Annotated in this window: 10 protein-coding genes; 2 read left to right on the plus strand and 8 right to left on the minus strand. The window is 52.8% G+C overall.

Annotation, left to right across the window (positions count from 1 at the left end; all coding sequences use genetic code 11):
• Positions 1 to 168 precede the first annotated feature (168 nt).
• Positions 169 to 1,302: a DUF362 domain-containing protein gene (locus J7M22_06100; protein MCD6506180.1), complete on the plus strand. Its 1,134-nt coding sequence runs from the start codon at positions 169 to 171 to the stop codon at positions 1,300 to 1,302.
• A 4-nt stretch (positions 1,303 to 1,306) separates the two neighbouring features.
• Positions 1,307 to 1,762, plus strand: coding sequence for a GNAT family N-acetyltransferase (locus J7M22_06105; protein MCD6506181.1), 456 nt, complete (start codon positions 1,307 to 1,309; stop codon positions 1,760 to 1,762).
• 10 nt (positions 1,763 to 1,772) lie between these two features.
• Here the strand turns inward: J7M22_06105 and bamA are convergent, their stop codons facing one another.
• The 8 genes from bamA to J7M22_06145 form a co-directional block, all read right to left on the minus strand.
• Positions 1,773 to 4,391: an outer membrane protein assembly factor BamA gene (gene bamA, locus J7M22_06110; protein ID MCD6506182.1), complete on the minus strand. Its 2,619-nt coding sequence runs from the start codon at positions 4,389 to 4,391 to the stop codon at positions 1,773 to 1,775.
• An 80-nt stretch (positions 4,392 to 4,471) separates the two neighbouring features.
• On the minus strand, positions 4,472 to 10,678 hold the full coding sequence (locus tag J7M22_06115; GenBank protein MCD6506183.1) for a translocation/assembly module TamB domain-containing protein: 6,207 nt from the start codon (positions 10,676 to 10,678) through the stop codon (positions 4,472 to 4,474).
• Positions 10,675 to 12,732: an AAA family ATPase gene (locus J7M22_06120; GenBank protein ID MCD6506184.1), complete on the minus strand. Its 2,058-nt coding sequence runs from the start codon at positions 12,730 to 12,732 to the stop codon at positions 10,675 to 10,677. Before J7M22_06120 ends, J7M22_06115 begins: the two co-directional genes overlap by 4 nt.
• A 72-nt stretch (positions 12,733 to 12,804) precedes the next feature.
• Complete coding sequence (locus J7M22_06125; GenBank protein ID MCD6506185.1) at positions 12,805 to 13,392, minus strand: hypothetical protein; 588 nt, start codon at positions 13,390 to 13,392, stop codon at positions 12,805 to 12,807.
• A 23-nt stretch (positions 13,393 to 13,415) separates the two neighbouring features.
• Complete coding sequence (locus tag J7M22_06130; protein MCD6506186.1) at positions 13,416 to 13,946, minus strand: hypothetical protein; 531 nt, start codon at positions 13,944 to 13,946, stop codon at positions 13,416 to 13,418.
• Positions 13,947 to 13,952: 6 nt separating this feature from the next.
• On the minus strand, positions 13,953 to 14,234 hold the full coding sequence (locus J7M22_06135) for a EutN/CcmL family microcompartment protein (GenBank protein ID MCD6506187.1): 282 nt from the start codon (positions 14,232 to 14,234) through the stop codon (positions 13,953 to 13,955).
• Between the two features lie 2 nt (positions 14,235 to 14,236).
• Positions 14,237 to 15,667: a cobalamin-dependent protein gene (locus tag J7M22_06140; protein MCD6506188.1), complete on the minus strand. Its 1,431-nt coding sequence runs from the start codon at positions 15,665 to 15,667 to the stop codon at positions 14,237 to 14,239.
• Positions 15,668 to 16,004: 337 nt separating this feature from the next.
• Complete coding sequence (locus J7M22_06145; protein MCD6506189.1) at positions 16,005 to 18,905, minus strand: hypothetical protein; 2,901 nt, start codon at positions 18,903 to 18,905, stop codon at positions 16,005 to 16,007.
• Positions 18,906 to 19,055: the final 150 nt, after the last annotated feature.

Below are 19,055 nucleotides of genomic sequence, written 5' to 3' on the forward strand. Positions count from 1 at the left end.
GGATTTTGATCTCCCTCTTTTGTCTGTTTCCCGCTCTATGGTTGCTTTCTTCATCCCTCTCTCAAACTGGGGGTGAACCAGGGGATGAGAAGGGTTGTATATATCGGTCGAACAGGTTATAATCAAGTAGAGGCTTAAATCCATACCTGGTGGGAACAGAGGTGGCATATGTCCGAGGGAAGCAAGGTCTATTTCGCCAATTCCAGGAGGACGAGGCTCGGAGGAATCTGCGAGAAGATAAGGGCTCTCTGGAAGGAGAGCGGAATGGCTGATATGATAGACGAGTACGATGTGGTCGCAGTGAAGATGCATTTCGGCGAGCCGGGCCTGACCACCTATATCCGTCCGATCATCGCCAGGACCGTGGTCGATCTGGTTAAAGATGCGGGCGGCAGGCCAGTCCTGACCGATACCACGACGCTTTACAAACGCAGAAGACATACGGCGGATAGCTATTACGAGGCGATGAAGGAGAACGGGTTCACCCCTGAGACGGTGGGATGTCCCATACTGGTCGCCGACGGGTTCCGAAACAACGGAGTTTATGTCACACTCGATAGATACTACAAGCTGGAAGAGGTGAAGGTGGCTCAGGTTATATACGACGCGGATGCGTTGGTTTCATTGGCCCATATCACCTTCCATGGCGATACCGGCATAGCTGGAACTATCAAAAACATAGCGATGGGAGGCACATGCACGGAGACCAAGCTCAGGGCTCATAGCTCTGATGCTAAGCCGAAGCTTGTCCCTGAAAGATGCATCAGATGCGGCATATGTGTCAGGATCTGTCCCGCAGGAGCGCTCTCCTTCAAGGAAAAGAGGCTCACGCTCGATAAGACGCTCTGCATAAGCTGTGGCGACTGCATAGCTGCCTGCCCGCAGGGTGCGATCAGGGTGCCCTGGGGGATGGCCCAGCAGACCTACCGCGGAGTTCTGGATCAGTATAAAGGGGTTATCTCCACCTTCCGCGAGGGCAAGGTCGGGCATATCGATATAGCGCTCGACATCACCCCCGGATGCGACTGTCAGGCTCCGAACGATACCCCGATGGTGCCGAACATAGGGGTCTTGGCCTCCAAAGATGGTCTTGCCTGCGATAAGGCGGCCTTTGATCTTATAAATGCCGCTCCCGGAATACCCGGAACAAGGGCTGAGGAGATCGGTGCGCTGGAGCCCGGATCGGATAAATTTAAAGCCCTCTTCCCATCACTGGATATGGATGAGCTTTGGAGATTGGCCGCCGAGGCGGAAATAGGGAATCTGGATTACGAGTTAATCGATATCGAGAAGGGGGAATGAAGATATGAGGGTTTTGATCAGACCGGCGATCAGAGGCGAACTTGCGGGCATAAGGGAGCTTCTGGCGTCGCAGAATCTCCCCCATGAGAGATTCGAGGAGAGAGTCTCACATCTCCTGGTTGCCCAGAGCGAGGGGATGGTGGTCGGTTGCATCGGGTTGGAGCTGCTCGACCGAACGGGGATCATCCGCGTCCTGGCTGTGAAACCTGATCTCCAGGGGGAAGATATCGACAGACAGTTGATCGAACATATCCTGGACTACGCCAGATTGGCCAATATAGAGGAGGTGTACGCCTTCACCTCCTCCCTTTCTCCCTATCTGGAGGAGTTGGGGTTTAAGGTCATAAATAGAGACGAGCTTCCTTCGGAGATAAAGGAACTTCCGGATCTGAACGTTTTGTATCCGGAAACGGCGCTTTGTCTGAGGATGAAGATCAAAAGGATAACTGAGCTGGAGTGAAAGGCGAGATCTAGAAGATGTTTCCGAAGGAGAACCAGATCTCACCGGGGATCCCCACATCCTTCGATCTATCCAAGGGATAGCCGTAATCCAGTCTGAGCGGGCCTATCGGCGTGCTGAACCTCAAACCTGCTCCCACGGCGGGTTCAAATGTCTTTAAACCTTCAAACTTGATCTGGGAGGGCTCATTCCAGATGTTCCCCATATCGAGGAAGAGGCTCATCCCCACGAACTTGTAGATCCAGCTTCTAAGCTCCATATTCCCGACAAAGAAGATATTGCCTCGCCCTTCGACGGAGGATCCGATTTTCCCCTCCCGATATCCCCGAACGGTGTTAGCGCCGCCGACTTTGAACCTCTCGAAGATTATTATCCGTTTCGTCGCTCGCAATCCTCTGGCATATCCGGCTCTGATCGCCCAGGTGAAGGCCAAATGGTATTTCCTGCCCGATTTGTTTCCTATAAGCTTCCTGTAGTTGCGGAGGGCGCCCGTCAGCCTGAAAAAACTGTTTTCACCCCTCAGAAGTGGGCCACCGGCGTATTCAACCGAGAGCTCGTTCAGCCACCCCCGGCTGGGGTCGAGGAAGCTATCCCTCGTATCACGCTGGAAAAGCGTTCCGAGGCTGCTTATGGAGGTTCGGAAGCCGGGCCCGCTGAGGATCTGATATTTGTATTGAACCGATATATCATTCGCCTTTTTCACCTTCCGCGTCAGACCCAGGATCATCCCCGTGGCGAGGGCGTTTTCCATCTCCTCCAGGTCCTCTCGAAACACCCTGGACGTCATCCTCGTCCTAGTTCCTAGGAGCCAGGGTTCAACGTAGGAGATCTCATATCTGTTTCCGAGCGTGCCGACACGGAGCTTGGCGTTGAACCGACGCGCTTTTCCGAACAGGTTTCTATGTGAGAGCTCGATCGTGGCCCTGATCCCTTCAGCGGGGCTGTATCCGCCGCTTAGGTTTAGAGATCCGGAGTTTCGCTCCGAAAGGTGAACGGATATATCCACGACGTCGCTCTCACGATCGAGCCCATCAAGCTCAAAAGAGATCGATTTGAAAAGTCCCAGCCTGAAGAGATTAACCCTCGATTCGGCAAGTTTGGCGGCGTTGAGAACATCGCCCTCCTTCAAGGTCATCTCCCTCATAAGGACGGATCTATTGGTTCTCTCGATCCCCGAGAAGGTGATCTTGCCGACCCTCACCTGTTTTCCCTCCTCGATATAGAAGGTAACGAGCCCGGAGGCGGGATCATATCGAGGCTCGACCTGAGCATATAGGTAGCCCCTTTCGGCATATCTGGACTTGATGTAGATCCTGTCGGAGATCAAGGTCTCCTCGTTTATGGGCTCGTCTATCTTCGTGCTCAGCCCTTTTAGAAGCTCCCCCTCTTTGAAGACCTTACATCCTTTGATCCTGATCCCCCTAACCCATCGGCGTTTCCCCTCATCTATCTTAACCCTTATGATCAGCTCTTTACCTTTGACCTCAACCTTCGGCTCGCCGATTTTGACGTCCAGATAGCCGTTTCTTCGGTAGAAGATCTCCAGCGCCTTCAGATCTATCTTGAAGAGCTCCTCATCGTAAATCCCTTTTCTCTTATTCCCCAGAAACGGTATGCTCCACCCCGATTCCCTGGTGGATATCCGTCGTTTGAGCTCGTCATCCGTGAAAGCCCTGTTACCCTCGAACACTATCCTTTTGATCTTGAACCTCTCGCCCTCATCGACGTTAAACGTCACGATGAGGTTCCGTTTCATATCGCCCTCGATTCGATAGGAGGCTTTGGCGTTGTAGAATCCCATCCTTCTGTATGCGGTCTCTATATCCAAGACGCTTCGTCGCAGAACGAACTCGGAGAGCTCCCTCAGCCTGAAAAGCAGCATTTCCTCCTTCAGATCCTTTTCATCCAGATGTTTGTTCCCGTTGAAGATGACCTTCACCTTGGGACCTTCCGTGACATCGATCTGAAGGTTTATCCGGTTTATCATCGGGAAATAGGCCTCTCTGAGTTTCCGAACCTTGGCGGTGAGAAACCCATTTTTGACGTAGAACCTCTCCACTCTCTTCATCGCCGTCCTCAGGATCTCCTCGGAGTATGGGGTGTTCTCCTTGAGTTTCGACTCCTTGAGGAGAGTTTTGGAGTTGAAGGCGGTGTTTCCCACGAAGGAGATCTGGCCGATCAGAGCCCTATCCCCCTCCTTTATCCGGAATATGAGTTCCACCTCCTGGGGGGAGAGCTTTCTGACTTCAGTTGACACCTTTACCTCGTAGAAGCCCACCTCTCTGTAGAGTTTTTTGATTCCCCTCACATCCTGTCGGATGATCTCCTCCGCGTATTCGGTTCCCTCCTTAGACCTTATCACGGCGCGCAGTTTAGCTTCTGAGACATACCTGTTGCCTTTAAACCTCACATCCCGCACGATCTCTTTAAGCTGCAGTATAAAGGTGAGCTTGACCTCTTTTTCCTTAAGAGGCGTTTTATCGACTTCAACCTGGGAGAATAGGCCGAGACCATATATCTCCTCGACGGTTTTCCTGAGCTTATACCTTCTAAGGGGAGCGTGAAGGAGGGGGGATATCAGCTTGTAAACCTCATCGACGGGGTAATTCCCCTCACATTGCACCTCCACTCCACTCACAATCTCAGCATCTGATGGAGGCTGGCCTGGTGCGATCTGAATTATGAAAAGGACAAGAGCTAGCGTAATCATCATTTGAACTCATACTCCAGCTTCAGATCTATCCCGTATTTCCCCTGTTCGGTTCTCTCACCGGTTATCGCCAGGTGATCGTTGATCTGATACTCCACCTCTATCCTGGGCTCAGAGTGGAGCTGAAGGGTTGAGGAGTATGTCAGCGACCATCTCGGCGAGAACTCCTTCGTGAAGAGCAGTTTCGTCTCCTCGATATCTGAAGGGGCGAATTCGATCTCGAACTCCTTGAATCCCAGCAATCTGGCGACGAAACCGCCGAGATAGGACTCAGCCCCTCTTCTGAAGATATCGGCGGCCGCGTAGGAAAGCTCGCCGACCTGGGCGAAGGTGAAGGAGCCGGTCCTGCCGGTGGTCAGTATCGATATGATATCCTCGCTGTCCAGCTCATACTCCTCGCCCGGCTCAGCATTGAGAACCCTGGCCGACAGTATCGGAGGAGAGGGCTGATCGAGCGTTCCACTCAGCGTGATCGTCACATCGATATCCCTGACCCTTAGATTTCCGTCAACGTCCTGCAGACTCACTCCCCTTATCGGCCTTTCAGTCTCGGCGACTATCACATATTTCGGATTGAACCTGAACCTGTCTATATTCTCTATGTGCCCTTCGACGATCTTGAACTTGTGGTTCAGGTATACCAGCTCGCCGGAGACGATGCTCGACTCTCCGACGAAGATGAATCGGTTGAGCGGGCCTCTGACTTTCCCATTAAAGGAGACCTCAACCGAGGCTATACCGGCGTCCACCAGAACTCTACCTGGGGCCTGAACGTCCAGATCCAACTCCATTCCCCTGAGAAGCGGCGAGTTGAATATAACAATCGCTCTGGTCTCCGGCGAGGGGCTAAGGGCGCTCGCCAATATATCGTTCCACGGCCGCGAATATCTGAACTCATCTATGGTCACCGTCCCTGTCAGGAGGGGAAGTTGAAAGCTACCCTTGAGCGACACATCACCGCTGCATCGAAGCGTATAGAGGGAGGGTTGATAGAAAAGGCTGGAGTTCCACGATCCGTTAATATCTAAACTTTCGGGTTTAAATCCCTTAAAGGTGACTCTCCCCGATACGGCGTAGGTACCGTCGTTGAGGAGACCCGACATGTGGTCTATGATAAGGCTCTGGCCGTTAAAAACCGCCGTTAATTCGGTCTCCTTCAGGTAGATCGCTGAGGGGAGATATTGAAGCGAGAGCGATTTGAACTCCGCCATGCCCGAGAGCGTGGGTGAGCCCAGTGTGCCGCCTACCGTCAGACTCACGTTGCCTCTGCCCTGAGCGGAAACCACATCCTGTAAGATAAGTGGGATGAAGTCCAGGGAGGAGATCCGGCCATCTACCGATATCTCCATCTTTTCATCGGGATAGGACATCCTGAAGTAGGGGAGTTCAAATCTCGCCGGGATATATCCGGTTGCCGTTATCCTGCTCCCCCCTATTGAGATCCCTGCCCTCTCCACCAGGATCTTCCCCTTAGCGTATCTTATCCGGCCGGAGACGTCGGAGAGTTTCGCCCTTTTGACCGTCAGCTTATCCGGTCCCCAGGAGAGCTCGAAGGTCGGCTCATCCTCCGTTCCACCCAGCGAAAAGGAAAAGTGCGCCGCGCCGCTCAGGTCGGATAGCGTGGGAATGAGGGAGAGGTCGAAAAGCCCCGAAGCTGAGATCGAGAGCGATCTGCCCACTTCCCAGAGCATCATAGCGGCTAGAACGGTGGAGCTGGAATTCCGGGGGTATGGGGTCATCCGGAAGCTTCTCAAATCGAAGACGCCGTTTGAAAGCACACCCACTATCTTCCCCGTCGGCCTGAGCTCCTGGTCGTTCAACAGCAGCCTTAACTCATCTATGCTCAGCAGGCCGTTGGCTTTGGCCAGGATCCCCTTCAGATAACCGAACGTCCCCATCCTCCACGGAGGACTGAGGGATGAGATATCGGATCTCATATCGGCTCCCCCCGAAACCGATCCTCTTACCCTTAGGATATCCCTGTATCCGAGCCGCTTGAGGTCCTCGATTCTAATCCCTTTAAAATCGAGGTTCGCCTTCATCACGGTAGGACGAATCCCATCCAGCGAACACCCGATCTTCGCCGTGATCTCGCCTTCGCCGATGGCAAGGTCAACTGGTTCGATCCTCAGCGAACCAGTCTCAGCGTGGATTCTCATAGTTAGGGATTCGATCGGTTTTACGATCTGACTTAAGACCAACCGCCCGATTTGGACCGAAATATCACCCTTTGGGGCGATCTTCGATGGTGAACCTTCCAGGGTCAGGTTGAAATCCGTTTTCCCTTTTATCTCCAGAATCGACGTGCTGAGTGACGAGAGGAGGGAGAGATCGTCGAGCTTCCCCTTCGCTGATATCGTCAGAGGCTCATCGTTAAAGGTAAATCGCCTTGAGCGAAGATCGAGATGGATCGGGAGTTTGCCCGAGACGCCGATGAGATTTGCGCCTCTCCCCACGCCTAACCTCACCGATAGATCGGAGATGGTCAGGAGATCGTTGGAGTAATCGGCGCGCAGGGATATCGTGGGCTCGAACTTCACATTTCCCGAGGAGAAACGATCGATCAGACATGAGAACTTCAGGCTTGGCGAGGTGAGGGTTCCATCTCCCTTTAGAGTAAGCTTGAGATCTCCTCCCCAACGTTCGTCCCCGTATAAAAAGGGCGAAATCGAGTTCATGGGGAGGCGTATATCAGCGGCTAACTGAACCCTCTCCTCCGAATCCAGCCACCCCGATAGGCCGATCGAGGAGTTATCGCCCCTGAGCTCAAAGGGTTGTATCTCGATCCTGCCATCCCTCATCTGAATCCCAAGCCTCGACGTGCTTCTCATCTTCTCATCGGCTAGGGAGAGAGAGGTTAGGAAGGAAATGTCAGCGGATATCCCTGACAGTTTCAAGCCCTGACCTCCCACCTGCGCCCTTAGATCCTCGATGTCTACCTCCAAAGGTAAATCGGACCGTGAGGTTAGCTTCCGTATCAACGGGGCGATCTCGGCAGAGCGACATGTCAGATCGAAGCTGAATTGCGGTTTAAACGGACGTATGCCGACGGCCTGAAGCCCGCCCTTTACTTTAATCTCCCCTCTCAGCAAATCACACCGGAGGTTTCCGTCCACATCGGTCTTCAACGATCTGGAGATGAGATCAAACGAAATCCCCATATCGCCGCTGAATGAGGAGGTCATGTAAGGTATGGCCTTAGGCTTAACCCTCACTCCATCGAGGTTGAGCTTCGAATGGAGCTTCGGACTTGAGGATGTTCCCACTACGCTGCCCGAAACCCTCAGCTTCCCGCCGATAAGCTGAAATCCGGATGCGATCCCATCCAAAACGGTTGATGCCATTTCGGCCTGAAACTCGAGATCCATCCTCTCATCGGGCAAATTCAAGGAGAACCTCTCGAGGTCCAGATCGATCGGAACCTCTCCGGACATGGTGTATCCTCCGCCCGGCAGGCTAAACCTGAGTTTACGGATCAACATCACCCCGTCCCGCAGCTCAGACTCCAGATCGACGTTCTCGAGCTTGATCCCGTCGCACCTCATAACTCTCAGTTCGGGGGATGAAAGGGATAAAGAGATCAACGGCGAGTTTAACCTGCCGGACAGCTTCAGATCCATATTCAGATCCCCGTTCAGTTCGGAGGTCAGCATCCCGATATCGAAGTGACTGAGCGAGACCGCCAGCTCTGAGGAGTCACGCGATAGCCTTCCGGCGATACGAAGACGACCACCGTTATCCCGGGCCATCCGAAACCCTTTGATCCCTATAACCCCGTTGTTGAAGGTCAGGACAGATCGGGCAACCGTTTCCATCCGACCGGAGGGTGAAGATATGGAGAGCGAATCGATCCTCACCGAGCCGTTTAAGCCCCAGAGGCTCGGCTCTCGAAGGCCGAGTTTGACGGCGGCGCGGAGTCTACCGGAATAGGGCGATGGGAGAAACGGGGAGATGTTCAAGTCGGACAGGCTGAGATCAAGATCCGCTCCGCCGTCGGAGAACAACATCTCGCCCCTGACCGTCCCGTCGAATCCATCCAATCCGATCCTTAGCTCCTTACCTGTCATCTTCAGCTTCATCACCATATCACCCAGAGACCGTCCCCTATATCTCATCCCCTTCACGCCGATCCTGGAGGTCAAATCGAAAGGACGACCGGGGAGTTCGCCTCCCCTGAAGCTTGCCGAGATCTCCCCCGTCATCGGAAGCGAAAGTCCCCGAGATCGGACCAAATCGGATAGCCTCATCGGCCCGGCCTCACCCTCAATATGGAGATGACCGTCAGGCGAGATCTCAACCTTCGCATGTATGGGCCCGGCGGAGCTCATCATCTCCAGATCAGGGATTATGATCCCGCCCGATTGAAATCGAAGCTTGAAGGTTGAGGGTTGAAAGGGAAGTCCATAAGCGGTTAGATGAGATAACGAGATATCGATCTCGCCGTCGGGTGATCCGGCCCTTCCGTGAATTTCACCTTCGCCGTCGGCATATCCGACCACGTTTATCTGAGGCAGGATGACCTTGGCGTAATCGCCGAGCGGCGCTCTATGAAATCGGACCTGAAGAACAACGGTCGAAAGATGGCGGATCTCACCTTGAACCGCCGCTGTCATATCCCCATATTTGAGCTCCAGGCGGGCGAGCTTCAGGGCGTCGATGGTTCCGTTGAGATCCAGTTTCGCCCTTCCAAGCGGAAATCGCCTATATTTGAGCTGATCTATCTCTCCCGCGATCCTCATCCCGGGGGATCTCGTCGGACCTTCAAGCGATAGCTCAATATCACCCTTCCCTGAAAAGCCCTTCAAGCCTATGATGGAGGCGATCGGGGCGATTTGATCTGAACTGATCGAGACATCAAGCCTTATCCGCGACCCGTTATCTCCGATCCGTCCGCTCAGCGAAGCAGTGGAACCGGCGAATTCGCCCTTGCCCTCTATCTCGCCACGCCTCAAGCTGAGATGAAAGGCGGTGGGCGATAGATCGATGCCGTTCAGCTTGAAGGCCTTCGCCTGAAGCTTGCTCTCCACAAGGGCGTCCATCAACGACGAGCCGTGCAGGGAGATCTCCCCGCTCACACACCCTTCCACTCCTCTGAGAGGCGGCAGGTTTAGATTCTCAACCCTGAGTTTTCCGTCTACGAGCGGTTTCCCATTTGAAAGGTTTACCTTCATGGGGCCTTCTATTTTACCTCCGTTGGCCTGAAGCAGAAGATCCAGATCGGCCGATTTGGAGGTAAACTGACCGTCGATATCGAGCAGATCGGCTTTAATCCGCTGCAGTTGAATTCCCCTCCCTTTAAGCCGTATCTTCCCGGAAAAACTTTTCGGCTTCCCGCTCGCCGTTACGGCGAGGGAGAGAGAACCTCTCATCTCGCCGATTGTAGGCGGAAGTCCAAGGCGAGTGAGGAAAGGCGATAGATCCTGAAGCTTGAGGGAGGAGTCGATATCGCCGTTAAAGCTCAGAGTTCGAAGGTCGGGAAGCTCCCCCTTGATCCGAATCGATGAACCTCCGAGTTTCATCTCTAAAAGATCGATTGACATAGCCATGTTCGAAGGCAATATCCTCCAATTTGAGCTTCGAATCTTAAAAGAAGCCCGGATGTCCGATAGCCTCCTCATCTTTCCGCCTAGCGAGATACGACCGCTGCGGATATCAAGCTCTCCGCTGTATTGTCTCCCCATGAGCCCCCTTTTGATCAGAAGCGTCATATCCGAAACTGATCCCTTTATATCATGCATCCTGTCATCCACTGATATCAAGCTGTCTTTAATGACAACGGTTGAGACGAGAAGTGGTGGGAGTCTGATTTTTCGTTTCCTTTTGTATATCTCGATCAGGTTGATCCTTCCGTTCCGATCGACCTCAAGCCTTATCCTGGCCGATGCGAGCTGAATTTTACTCAGAACTAATTTCCCCCTGAGAAGTCCGATCAGCCGGTAATCCACTAGGACGTTGCCCGCTGAAATCAACGGCTTGCCTCTTTTATCTCTGATCCTGATCCCGCCGACGATTATATATCTCAGCAGATTGCCTGAAAGCGGGCCTATATAAACGTCCGCGTCCAACCGACGTTGAAGCTGAGACAGCATGATCCCCCTCGCCTTCTCCAGCATGAAATTCGATTGCATCAGCAGGTAGAAGGCGACGAGGGATATGAGCAGGATGGATGAAATTGTGATGATCAGACGGGGGTGTTTCAATTTCATGATCTGACTCGATTATAAATCACGCCCAGAAGCTCAATATTCGCCTTAGAAAGTTGCTCGGCCGTTCGGGTTAAAGTGGCAGATGGAACCATGTTCAGATCGGCCACCAGAAGGGCTACATCGGCCTTTGAGGCCATTATCAGACCGGGGAGAAAGGAGGTAAGCGCCGGGGTATCGCAGATAATCACATCGTATCCCTCCCTGAACGACTCAAGGAGTTCGATGATCCCATTCGGTCGCAGAAGCGACATCGGAGCCTCCAGTCTTGATCCGGCAGGTATGAGATGAACTCCCGTTGTTTCGTCAACCCGAACGACCTCTTGAATCGGTGTTTCCCCGTTCAGGATCTCAGTCAGTCCCGGTTCCCGATCTTGACCGAAGAGCCGATGTAAGGACGGATTTTGGATGTCGGCGTCGAGCAGAAGGACCGATCTCCCCATCCGTGAGAGCGAAATGGCCGTGCCAGCCGCCACGGTTGTCCTTCCTTCCCCCCTTAAACAGCTCAGGACAAGGATCGATTGGAACCCCATTCTCTCCCGCATCAGCTCGATCCCGGCCGCTATCCCGTCGATCTCTTCCGGGATACCCTCAAATCTCCCACGTCGTGGAGCAATAGTCCCCAGAATCGGCAGATTGAGGGATCTTGAGGCCATGAACGGGGAATGGAAGCGACCGTCGAGGAATTCAAAGGAGAATGCAAGCGCTAATCCCAGAGCCAATCCCACAACCGAGGAGATGACGAGTGTAAAACGCAGATTAGGACTGACGGGATACAACTGGGGACGGGCGGGTTGAATGAGCATCACCCCTCCTTTTCGCGAGTATATTCCCGTTCCGGAGACGATGTTTCCTTCGTTCAACAATATTTCGGCTTCGATTCTCCTTCGCATGAGCTCTTTCATAAGATCGTAGGCGCTTTCCATCTGACGGGTCATACCCTCAAATTCGAGCTGTTTCTCAGGCACATCGATCAGAAGCGAGCTGAGCTTTGAGCCGATCTGGGCGAGACGCTTATCCACCATTTTCAACTGTGCCTTGTATTTGATCAGTCCGAGCTCGCCGTTGATCTTGGAGCTGAGGAGCTGATGGTATCGAGGGTCGGTTGAAATCGTTTTGGATACGGCCATTTTATCGCTCAGCTCCCTGATTTTCTCCTCGATCCTGGCCTTCCTCGCCTGAAGCGATTTGAGCTCGTCGGAGTTCTCGGAGTATCTAACCTTGGCTCCGGCTATCTCCACCTCCAATCTGGCCAGATCCGTCATCTGTTGTATAAGTAGGGGGCTTTGAGAGATCACCCGTGCCGTTTCGGTGAGCTCCGGTATCTTTCTAAGTTGGGCATCTATCGATCTGAGGCTCTCCATGGAGGCTTCAACGCCGAGTTCGGCCCTGTTTCTCTCCTCAAATAGGGACTGCTGCTGAGCGAGGAGATGTTCGAGCTGGGCGCTCCAGATGCTTGGGTTGCCACTTTTCCTGACAAAGCGGAGCATTTCCTCCTTAATTGATTCGATCTCCCTTCTAACCTCCTCTATCTTTGAATCTATGAACTTGATCTGCGCCGTTGCTCTCTCCGTATTTTCGGTGCTGAGGATTTCCTGAAGTGTTTTAACGGCGAGGTTGGCGAGTATGGCGGCATTTCTGGCCCCGCCCTCGCTTTCCCTGAGTTTGACCTTGATGGCGATGTATCTCGTGCCGGGTATCACCTGAGGTTTGATCCTGGAGACGAGTGCGGATGGTGAGGGCAGTAAAGCCGCTCCGCGCGGATATCTCCTTTCGAACTCATCCACAACCGTGTTCAGGAACGCCTCGGTACCGATCCTCCTGGAGAGGGTCTCAAGCATGGTTGACTCCTCGCCGCCCAGAAGGACGGTCCGCACGAGGCCGGTCGCGCCGGCGGGCGGGCCGCTCTGCTGGACATCTATTATCGCGGCGGCCTCATATCCCTTCTCCGCGTGCAGCGCCACCACAAGGGCTGAACCGGCCACTATCATCAGGGATGCGAGGATCACGAAGCTTCGCCTCTTTATGATATCCAGATATGCCTTGAAATAGCTCATGCGATTCGCCGTGAAAAAATAAGGGCGCGACATAGATCGCCGCGCCCCATATCGGATCAGGACATTAACATCTTAAAGGCCATAGGTGGCCTCTATCTTCTCAGGCGACCAAGCGGCGTCGTACCACTCGGTTATCCTCCACTCCCACTTGCCGTTTTCCGCCTGTCGGTATTCGAAGATGAAGGTGTTATCTCCTTCGGCGTAGAAGCCGGTGAATCCTCCTTCCAGCGTCGTCCCATCGGCGACATATCCCTGTATCTTATAGTGGTTCTTCACCTGTGCCTTCTTGCCGGGTTCCAGGATGGTTATCTCAGGTGGCTCAGAGAGCTCTATCTCTATATCCTGGAACTTGGCGAAGACCCTTATCGCCGACTCCCTCTCCTGTCTGTAGTCGTTGAAGATAACGTCATCGGTCGGATCGTCCTCAGTGCCCATGTCGGATCTGTAGAGGAACCCGTCCTTCCAATAGGAGGACATGTACAGATCGACGTCCTCGCTCATATACCCTTTTTGCCATCTGTTTTTGAGCACATTGACTATGGCCGCGTATTCCTTGGGTTGAGGCTGATTGAGCTTAGGGGGTTCCCCACAGCCCACGATAGTTACGATCAACCCTATCAGTGCGAAAGCCAGGGAAACCCTCACTATGGTTCCGGACATGTTAAACACCCCCGCGCTAGACTTTAAAACTCAGTTGTCGCTTTTATCCTCAGTTCCCCCTCCATGACTTTGTACTCCAGATCAAATTTATCTATCCTTTCGGTGTCGAATTTGAGTTTACGCGCTTTGATCTGAGCGTTCGTGATGATGGAGCTAACGTAGGAATCGATCATACTGTAAACCCAGACTCCAGCGGCAGCGAAGAACAATCCCTTGCTCAACTTATACCTTTGCGTAGCTAAATCGTAATATCGATCGGCCTCAGGCGAACCGGCTAATGCTGCTGGCACATAATAATTGTTATACACATCCAGATATCTGGCGCGGGCGATCAGACCTGCAACCGCGAGACCATACGTGCCCGTCAAGGAGATAACGGCCTTGACCTTGCCTCCGGTTACAAACTGGCCCCAACCGGGAATGATCGCCGATTTGACCGTCGCTCCCCAAGGCGAAATCTCATCGTTAGCGGAGGCCAAGAGGGAAATCGCCGAGAGAGCAACCAGCGCGACCGACGATAGCTTACACAGTTTGAATGATATCAAAAACGACATATCCTGTCAACTCCGATCTCCCAAGAGATGTATCGACTCCACAAGGCCGACGATGGCTATATCGACGGGGATCCTCCTGCCGGGGATGACGTCAGCGGCATCCCCTCCGGAGACGGTATAAACCAGATCGCCGTATCCAGCAACCCTCTCCGTATCGGTGGCCACGACCGGAGAGCCGATAGGGTTGAGCCTCTCATCCAGCGGTTGGACGATCAAAAGCCTTATACCCTCGAACGACGGGTCCTTACGTGTGGCCACGATCGTCCCTATCACCTTCCCTAGGTCCATAATTAATCACCCGAATTTAAAGTAGGATAGTTGGAGAAGGAGGGGTTCTGTTCCGAAATCCGGTAGTTTTTGGAAAGCTCCCTCAACCGGTGTATTATCTTCAAGCTATCCTTCACCTTGAACGGATTCACGAAATTTCTGAGATATTGGGGTATCCTGCTTGCCCTGAGATAGAACTTCTTGTAAGCCTTTTTCAGCAGCCCTTCTATCTGCTCCTTGGTCAGGTTGTCCAGTCTCAAGACAGAATGCGCCCCATCGAACAGATCCCAGTTGAAATGAAGTATTCTGTCCTTTATCATCGAGAACAGCTTCGTGCCCGGGAACGGGGTGAGTATGGAGAATTGAGCATAGGTCGGGTCGATACGCGTCGCGTAGTTTATGGTGTTTTCGACCTCTTCCTCGGTCTCCTGTATCTCGCCCATCATGAACGATCCCATGGTCTTGATGCCATATTTGGAGAGGAGCTTGACCACCTTTTCGCCTTCGTCGCCTTTGAGCTTTTTGTTATAGGATTTCAAGACCCTCTCGTTCGGCGATTCCAGCCCGAGAAAGACCATATAACAGCCGGATTGTGCCATCTTATCTACCATCTCCTCGTTCTTCAGCAGCGTATCGGCGCGGGACTGACACCACCATAGTATGTCTATTTTTCTTCTCAAAAGCTCATCACAGAACCTGATGGTGTTGCGCACGTTTATCGTGAAGTTATCGTCAACGAACAGTATCCCGCCCACATCGTAATTTTCCATGATATGTTCTATCTCGTCCACGATCGATTCAGGTGAACGCTGTCTGTAGATGGCCGAGTTCATGTTCGGCACCACACAGTAGATGCACTTATACGGACAACCTCTACTGGCCAGGAGGGTTGTGGCGCGTTTATTCTTAAGTTTGGACGGATAACGCTTCAAGTTTATGAGATGTCTGGCGGGATATGGTATTCCGCTTATATCCATGATGGCCCGTCTCTCGGGGGAGTGCGCGACCACGTTTGTGTCGGGATCACGCCATGAGATCCCAGATATCTTCATATGGTCGAAGTTCCGGCCGTGCTCCTGCAGAGCCCTGCAAAGCTCTCTGACGGTTTCCTCACCCTCTCCACGTATCACGTAGTCCACATATCCAGTTTTAAGCGTCTCCTCGGCGGTGAAGGTGACGTGAACTCCGCCCATCATAACGATCTTGCCGTGCTCGTGCGCCTCCTTTGCCACCTGAAGGGCCGAGTTATACTGAGGGGTCGTGCACGTGATACCCACGACATCGACATTTGAATAATCCATAGGGGAGCGATCCAGCGTGAGATCCCGTATCTCAACATCATGGCCGTCACGTTCCAGGACTGAGGCCACATACATCAGGGCTAAAGGCGGAAAAATCACATTCGCCGTGTAATAAAGGCTGGGCAACGGCGGAGCGACCAAAAGCACATTCATCTGAGTATACCCCACTTGGAATTATTTGACGGATTTAAGTTTAACATAGCGAGTTGCCCATTGTCAATTTAGGACTTCTCAAAATTTGAGAGCAAGAGGAAAGAGGGGTGGAAAATAGAGATCACCCTAATCAATCACCCTGAAGAGAGACCGACATTTCCCAAGAGCTGGAAGATCCAATAATTACAAAGCATCACAAGAAGAAACAGTTAAATCCGGCGGAGCGGATATTTGAATACCTGCGAGATCGGATTGAAGGACGGATGTATGGCAGTTTGGCAGCCAAGTGACCTGTCTCAGCAGGAAAATGAACCATCCCGTATTTGAAGGCTTTCTATCAATAACCACACCAGATCCTGACCGTGGCGATCTCAAATGGTTTGACCGTAAGGACCACTTCTCCTCCTGTAAGGGAGAGCGGTTCCTCGTCTTCCTCAGCGAGGTTCGTCCTGATGGCGTTTTCTATCTTGAAAAGCGGCATACTGATCCTCACGGGGCTTTCCCTACCCTCTGTCTCGATCAACCTCAGAATAACGCCTCTCCCATCCTCCGCCCGTTTCAAGGCCAGGAGCAAAACGTTTTGCGGTTCCACCTCAACGAAACATCCGGACTTAGGAAGAGGTCCTGACCTCTTGCCCTCCACGAGGGTGGGGATAGGTGGGTTGTGAAAACTCCATCCGAACCTAGGGGCGTTTTCCCCCGCCTCGTATGATGTGATCGAATATCTGAATAGAACCTCACCGTGTTGGGAGGGCTTGAAGTTCGTCCTAAAGTTGCTCACCAAGGCGTAGGAATAGATATGCCCCTTTTCTGGCCTCTCACTGAGGAATTCGTGGCCGTAGTCCATCCACGGTATGCCGTGATGCGCCTGAGAGACGTATCCAGGATAGAGCCCACCTAGCTCCACCAGGTGTGACTCCAGCGATGAGAAGGCGATTCCGAACTCGTCGTTCAACACCTCCACCCAGTGTTGAGCGGCATGGTAGTCGGTGTTCGATCCGGGGAGTTGATCGGATATCGGCTCGATAACCGAGTCAGTCCCCTCGAACCTAAACCTCGGCCGATCCACCTTAAACGGGAAAGCGAAAAACAGCTCCTGAAACGGAGTCGAATCCTTCAAAACCCTGTTCGCAAGGTCTATCCTTTTGATCTGATCGTAGAGCACCAATTCCTGGATCACTTGAGGACATCCAGGACATCTGCCTATAACGACCATGCTGCCGTAGATTGGTCCGATCTCCCCCTTTCTTATCTCGACCTCCTTCAGCCCCCATATCTCTCCGCTCCGCGTCGCACGGAGGATCAGCTGATTGAGCCTATAAGCTGCCTCCTCGTCCACCAGCTCCCTTCCCAACTCTTTGTCATATATGCTGGCTATCGCCCCCGTCTTCGGATCAAGCTCCACCCTGAAGAACCTGTTCTCGATCACACCCCCGCTGATTTCTATCGAGCTTTTCACTGCGGATGAGCTATCCGCAGGGACAATCCGATAGGTCTTATAACCTAACGAGGGGAGATCCCGAGCGACAAAGACCAGATCGTAGGAATAAGACTCATAAACATGTCCCATGGCGTACCTATGCTCTGCATATGGAAGGGGAAATCGGGGATCATCTATCCTCACCACCTGAGATGGGATGGATTCGCCTGTCTCGGCGTCGATCAAATTGAAGGGCATGTCGGGTTTTAACCGGGGTACCCTGACCAGGTCTGTCCTCTTGAAGGAGAGAGGATTGAAAACGACGATATGAGTTCCCTCGTCAGGAATGTCCACCTTATCGGCTATTCCCCGTGAGCTCTCTAACAGCAATGAGCTTGCCAATCCCGCGGCCCTGTAAGCGTGTTGACTTTTACAGCTCCAATTCCAATCCTGTATCTCTCCCAATGGGGCAGACATCCCCCACGTGTGCTCATCATAGAGGAGCATATCCTGCCAAGCCCTCCATATCTCCCTGGAGGGATATCGGCTTCCCAAGAGGAAGGAGATGGTGGAGAGCTTCTCGACGGTTGGGAGGCGATCGTGGGTTACGCGGTTTATCCCTGTCTCACGTGCGGATGAGATAGCACCTACGACATAATCGGTGTCGGGAAGCTCGCCTCTAAACACAGGTAGCCTCGACCGATCCTCCTCCAGATGTTCGAAGAACATGGAGTTGGTCCCCACTATCAGCTTGGGATAGGCCCATCTCTCGTTCCATTCCTTAGCGATGTAGCTACAACGTATATCAGGCGGGTGGTTATCACCACCGTTGTAGGCGCAGCGGATGGCGTCGAACGGATACCCTCTTCTCTCCAGATCCTCCAGCATCCCCGGCAATCTCTCCATTACCTCCTCATAGCTTCCCGGCGTCCACACCCCATAGCCTCCCTGATAGTAGACCAACAGCTGTGATCCGTCCGGTCCCTCCCATATGAAGGCGTCCGGCCTACCCTTCGGGCAGATGACGGATTCATCCCAGAAGTTATGCACGGTATATCCCCATTCGAAATAGGTCGGAAGCCCTGCGAAGAAATATCTGACCCCCACTCCACTCAGTACCGTCGGCAGGGCCCAGCTCAAACCGGGTATATCCGTTATAGCCGCCGACCTGATCGGTATATCATATCTGCGCTTCAGGTTGAAGGAGGGATAGATCAGCCGTACCATTTCCTCGTGGCCACACAGATTTGTTATCTCATTGCCGAACAGGGCCGGAACCTCAACCCTTCCCTCCCTGATCCTCCCCACCATCTCCTTTACCTTCTCAGCAGAGGCGTTATCCATGAAATGATAGATGGACCAGGATTGTTCCACCATATATCTGAATCTGGCCTCCCAGGGGTATTCGTCCGTCTCGCGGCAGTATTCAAGTATTCGCTCATAAAATCCCTCGTAGCTTCTGAGCACGTTCTCTATCGTGTCAGTATAGCCGTAGTCATGATGGGCGATGGGGATGAGGTATACGTGCCAGTGCCTTTTGGGCGTCCAGTCCATCCTAACCCTATCAACCTCCGATCCGTTCCGTATCAGGCTAAAGGTAGCGCTGACGGTTTGACGTTGATCGGGCAGGAGGATCTCATATCTCCTTTCATCTCCTTTGAATCCGCCCAGGTTTAAGCTCCCCTTATCCGTTCCCATCTCATACCTCAGGCTTATCTCAGCCGACTCGTCCCCTATCACGGTTATATCCACCTTTTGAAACAACCTCTTTCCGATTTCGATGAAAAAAGGAGAGGGTTCTATCGATTTGATTTTCATCAGCTCACTCTCCTACGCTATTTGAAACTCGCTATTTGCCATGGACGGCAAACGATAGACATTATCTATAAAATCGCTCAAATTCCCTTTGAGTGTAGCAGTATCACCGATAGGAGACAGGAAGCAGGAAACAGGAGACAGGAATATAGA

Source organism: Candidatus Poribacteria bacterium, from assembly GCA_021162805.1.
In the GTDB taxonomy this organism is placed as follows: Bacteria; Poribacteria; WGA-4E; order B28-G17; family B28-G17; genus JAGGXZ01.

What these genes read in the sequence shown, in the direction of transcription:
- J7M22_06100 (MCD6506180.1), top strand. Translation starts at nt 169, where the DNA reads ATGTCCGAGGGAAGCAAGGTCTATTTCGCCAATTCCAGGAGGACGAGG.
- J7M22_06105 (MCD6506181.1), top strand. Translation starts at nt 1,307, where the DNA reads ATGAGGGTTTTGATCAGACCGGCGATCAGAGGCGAACTTGCGGGCATA.
- J7M22_06115 (MCD6506183.1), bottom strand. Translation starts at nt 10,678, where the DNA reads ATGAAATTGAAACACCCCCGTCTGATCATCACAATTTCATCCATCCTG.
- J7M22_06120 (MCD6506184.1), bottom strand. Translation starts at nt 12,732, where the DNA reads ATGAGCTATTTCAAGGCATATCTGGATATCATAAAGAGGCGAAGCTTC.
- J7M22_06125 (MCD6506185.1), bottom strand. Translation starts at nt 13,392, where the DNA reads ATGTCCGGAACCATAGTGAGGGTTTCCCTGGCTTTCGCACTGATAGGG.
- J7M22_06130 (MCD6506186.1), bottom strand. Translation starts at nt 13,946, where the DNA reads ATGTCGTTTTTGATATCATTCAAACTGTGTAAGCTATCGTCGGTCGCG.
- J7M22_06135 (MCD6506187.1), bottom strand. Translation starts at nt 14,234, where the DNA reads ATGGACCTAGGGAAGGTGATAGGGACGATCGTGGCCACACGTAAGGAC.
- J7M22_06140 (MCD6506188.1), bottom strand. Translation starts at nt 15,667, where the DNA reads ATGAATGTGCTTTTGGTCGCTCCGCCGTTGCCCAGCCTTTATTACACG.
- J7M22_06145 (MCD6506189.1), bottom strand. Translation starts at nt 18,905, where the DNA reads ATGAAAATCAAATCGATAGAACCCTCTCCTTTTTTCATCGAAATCGGA.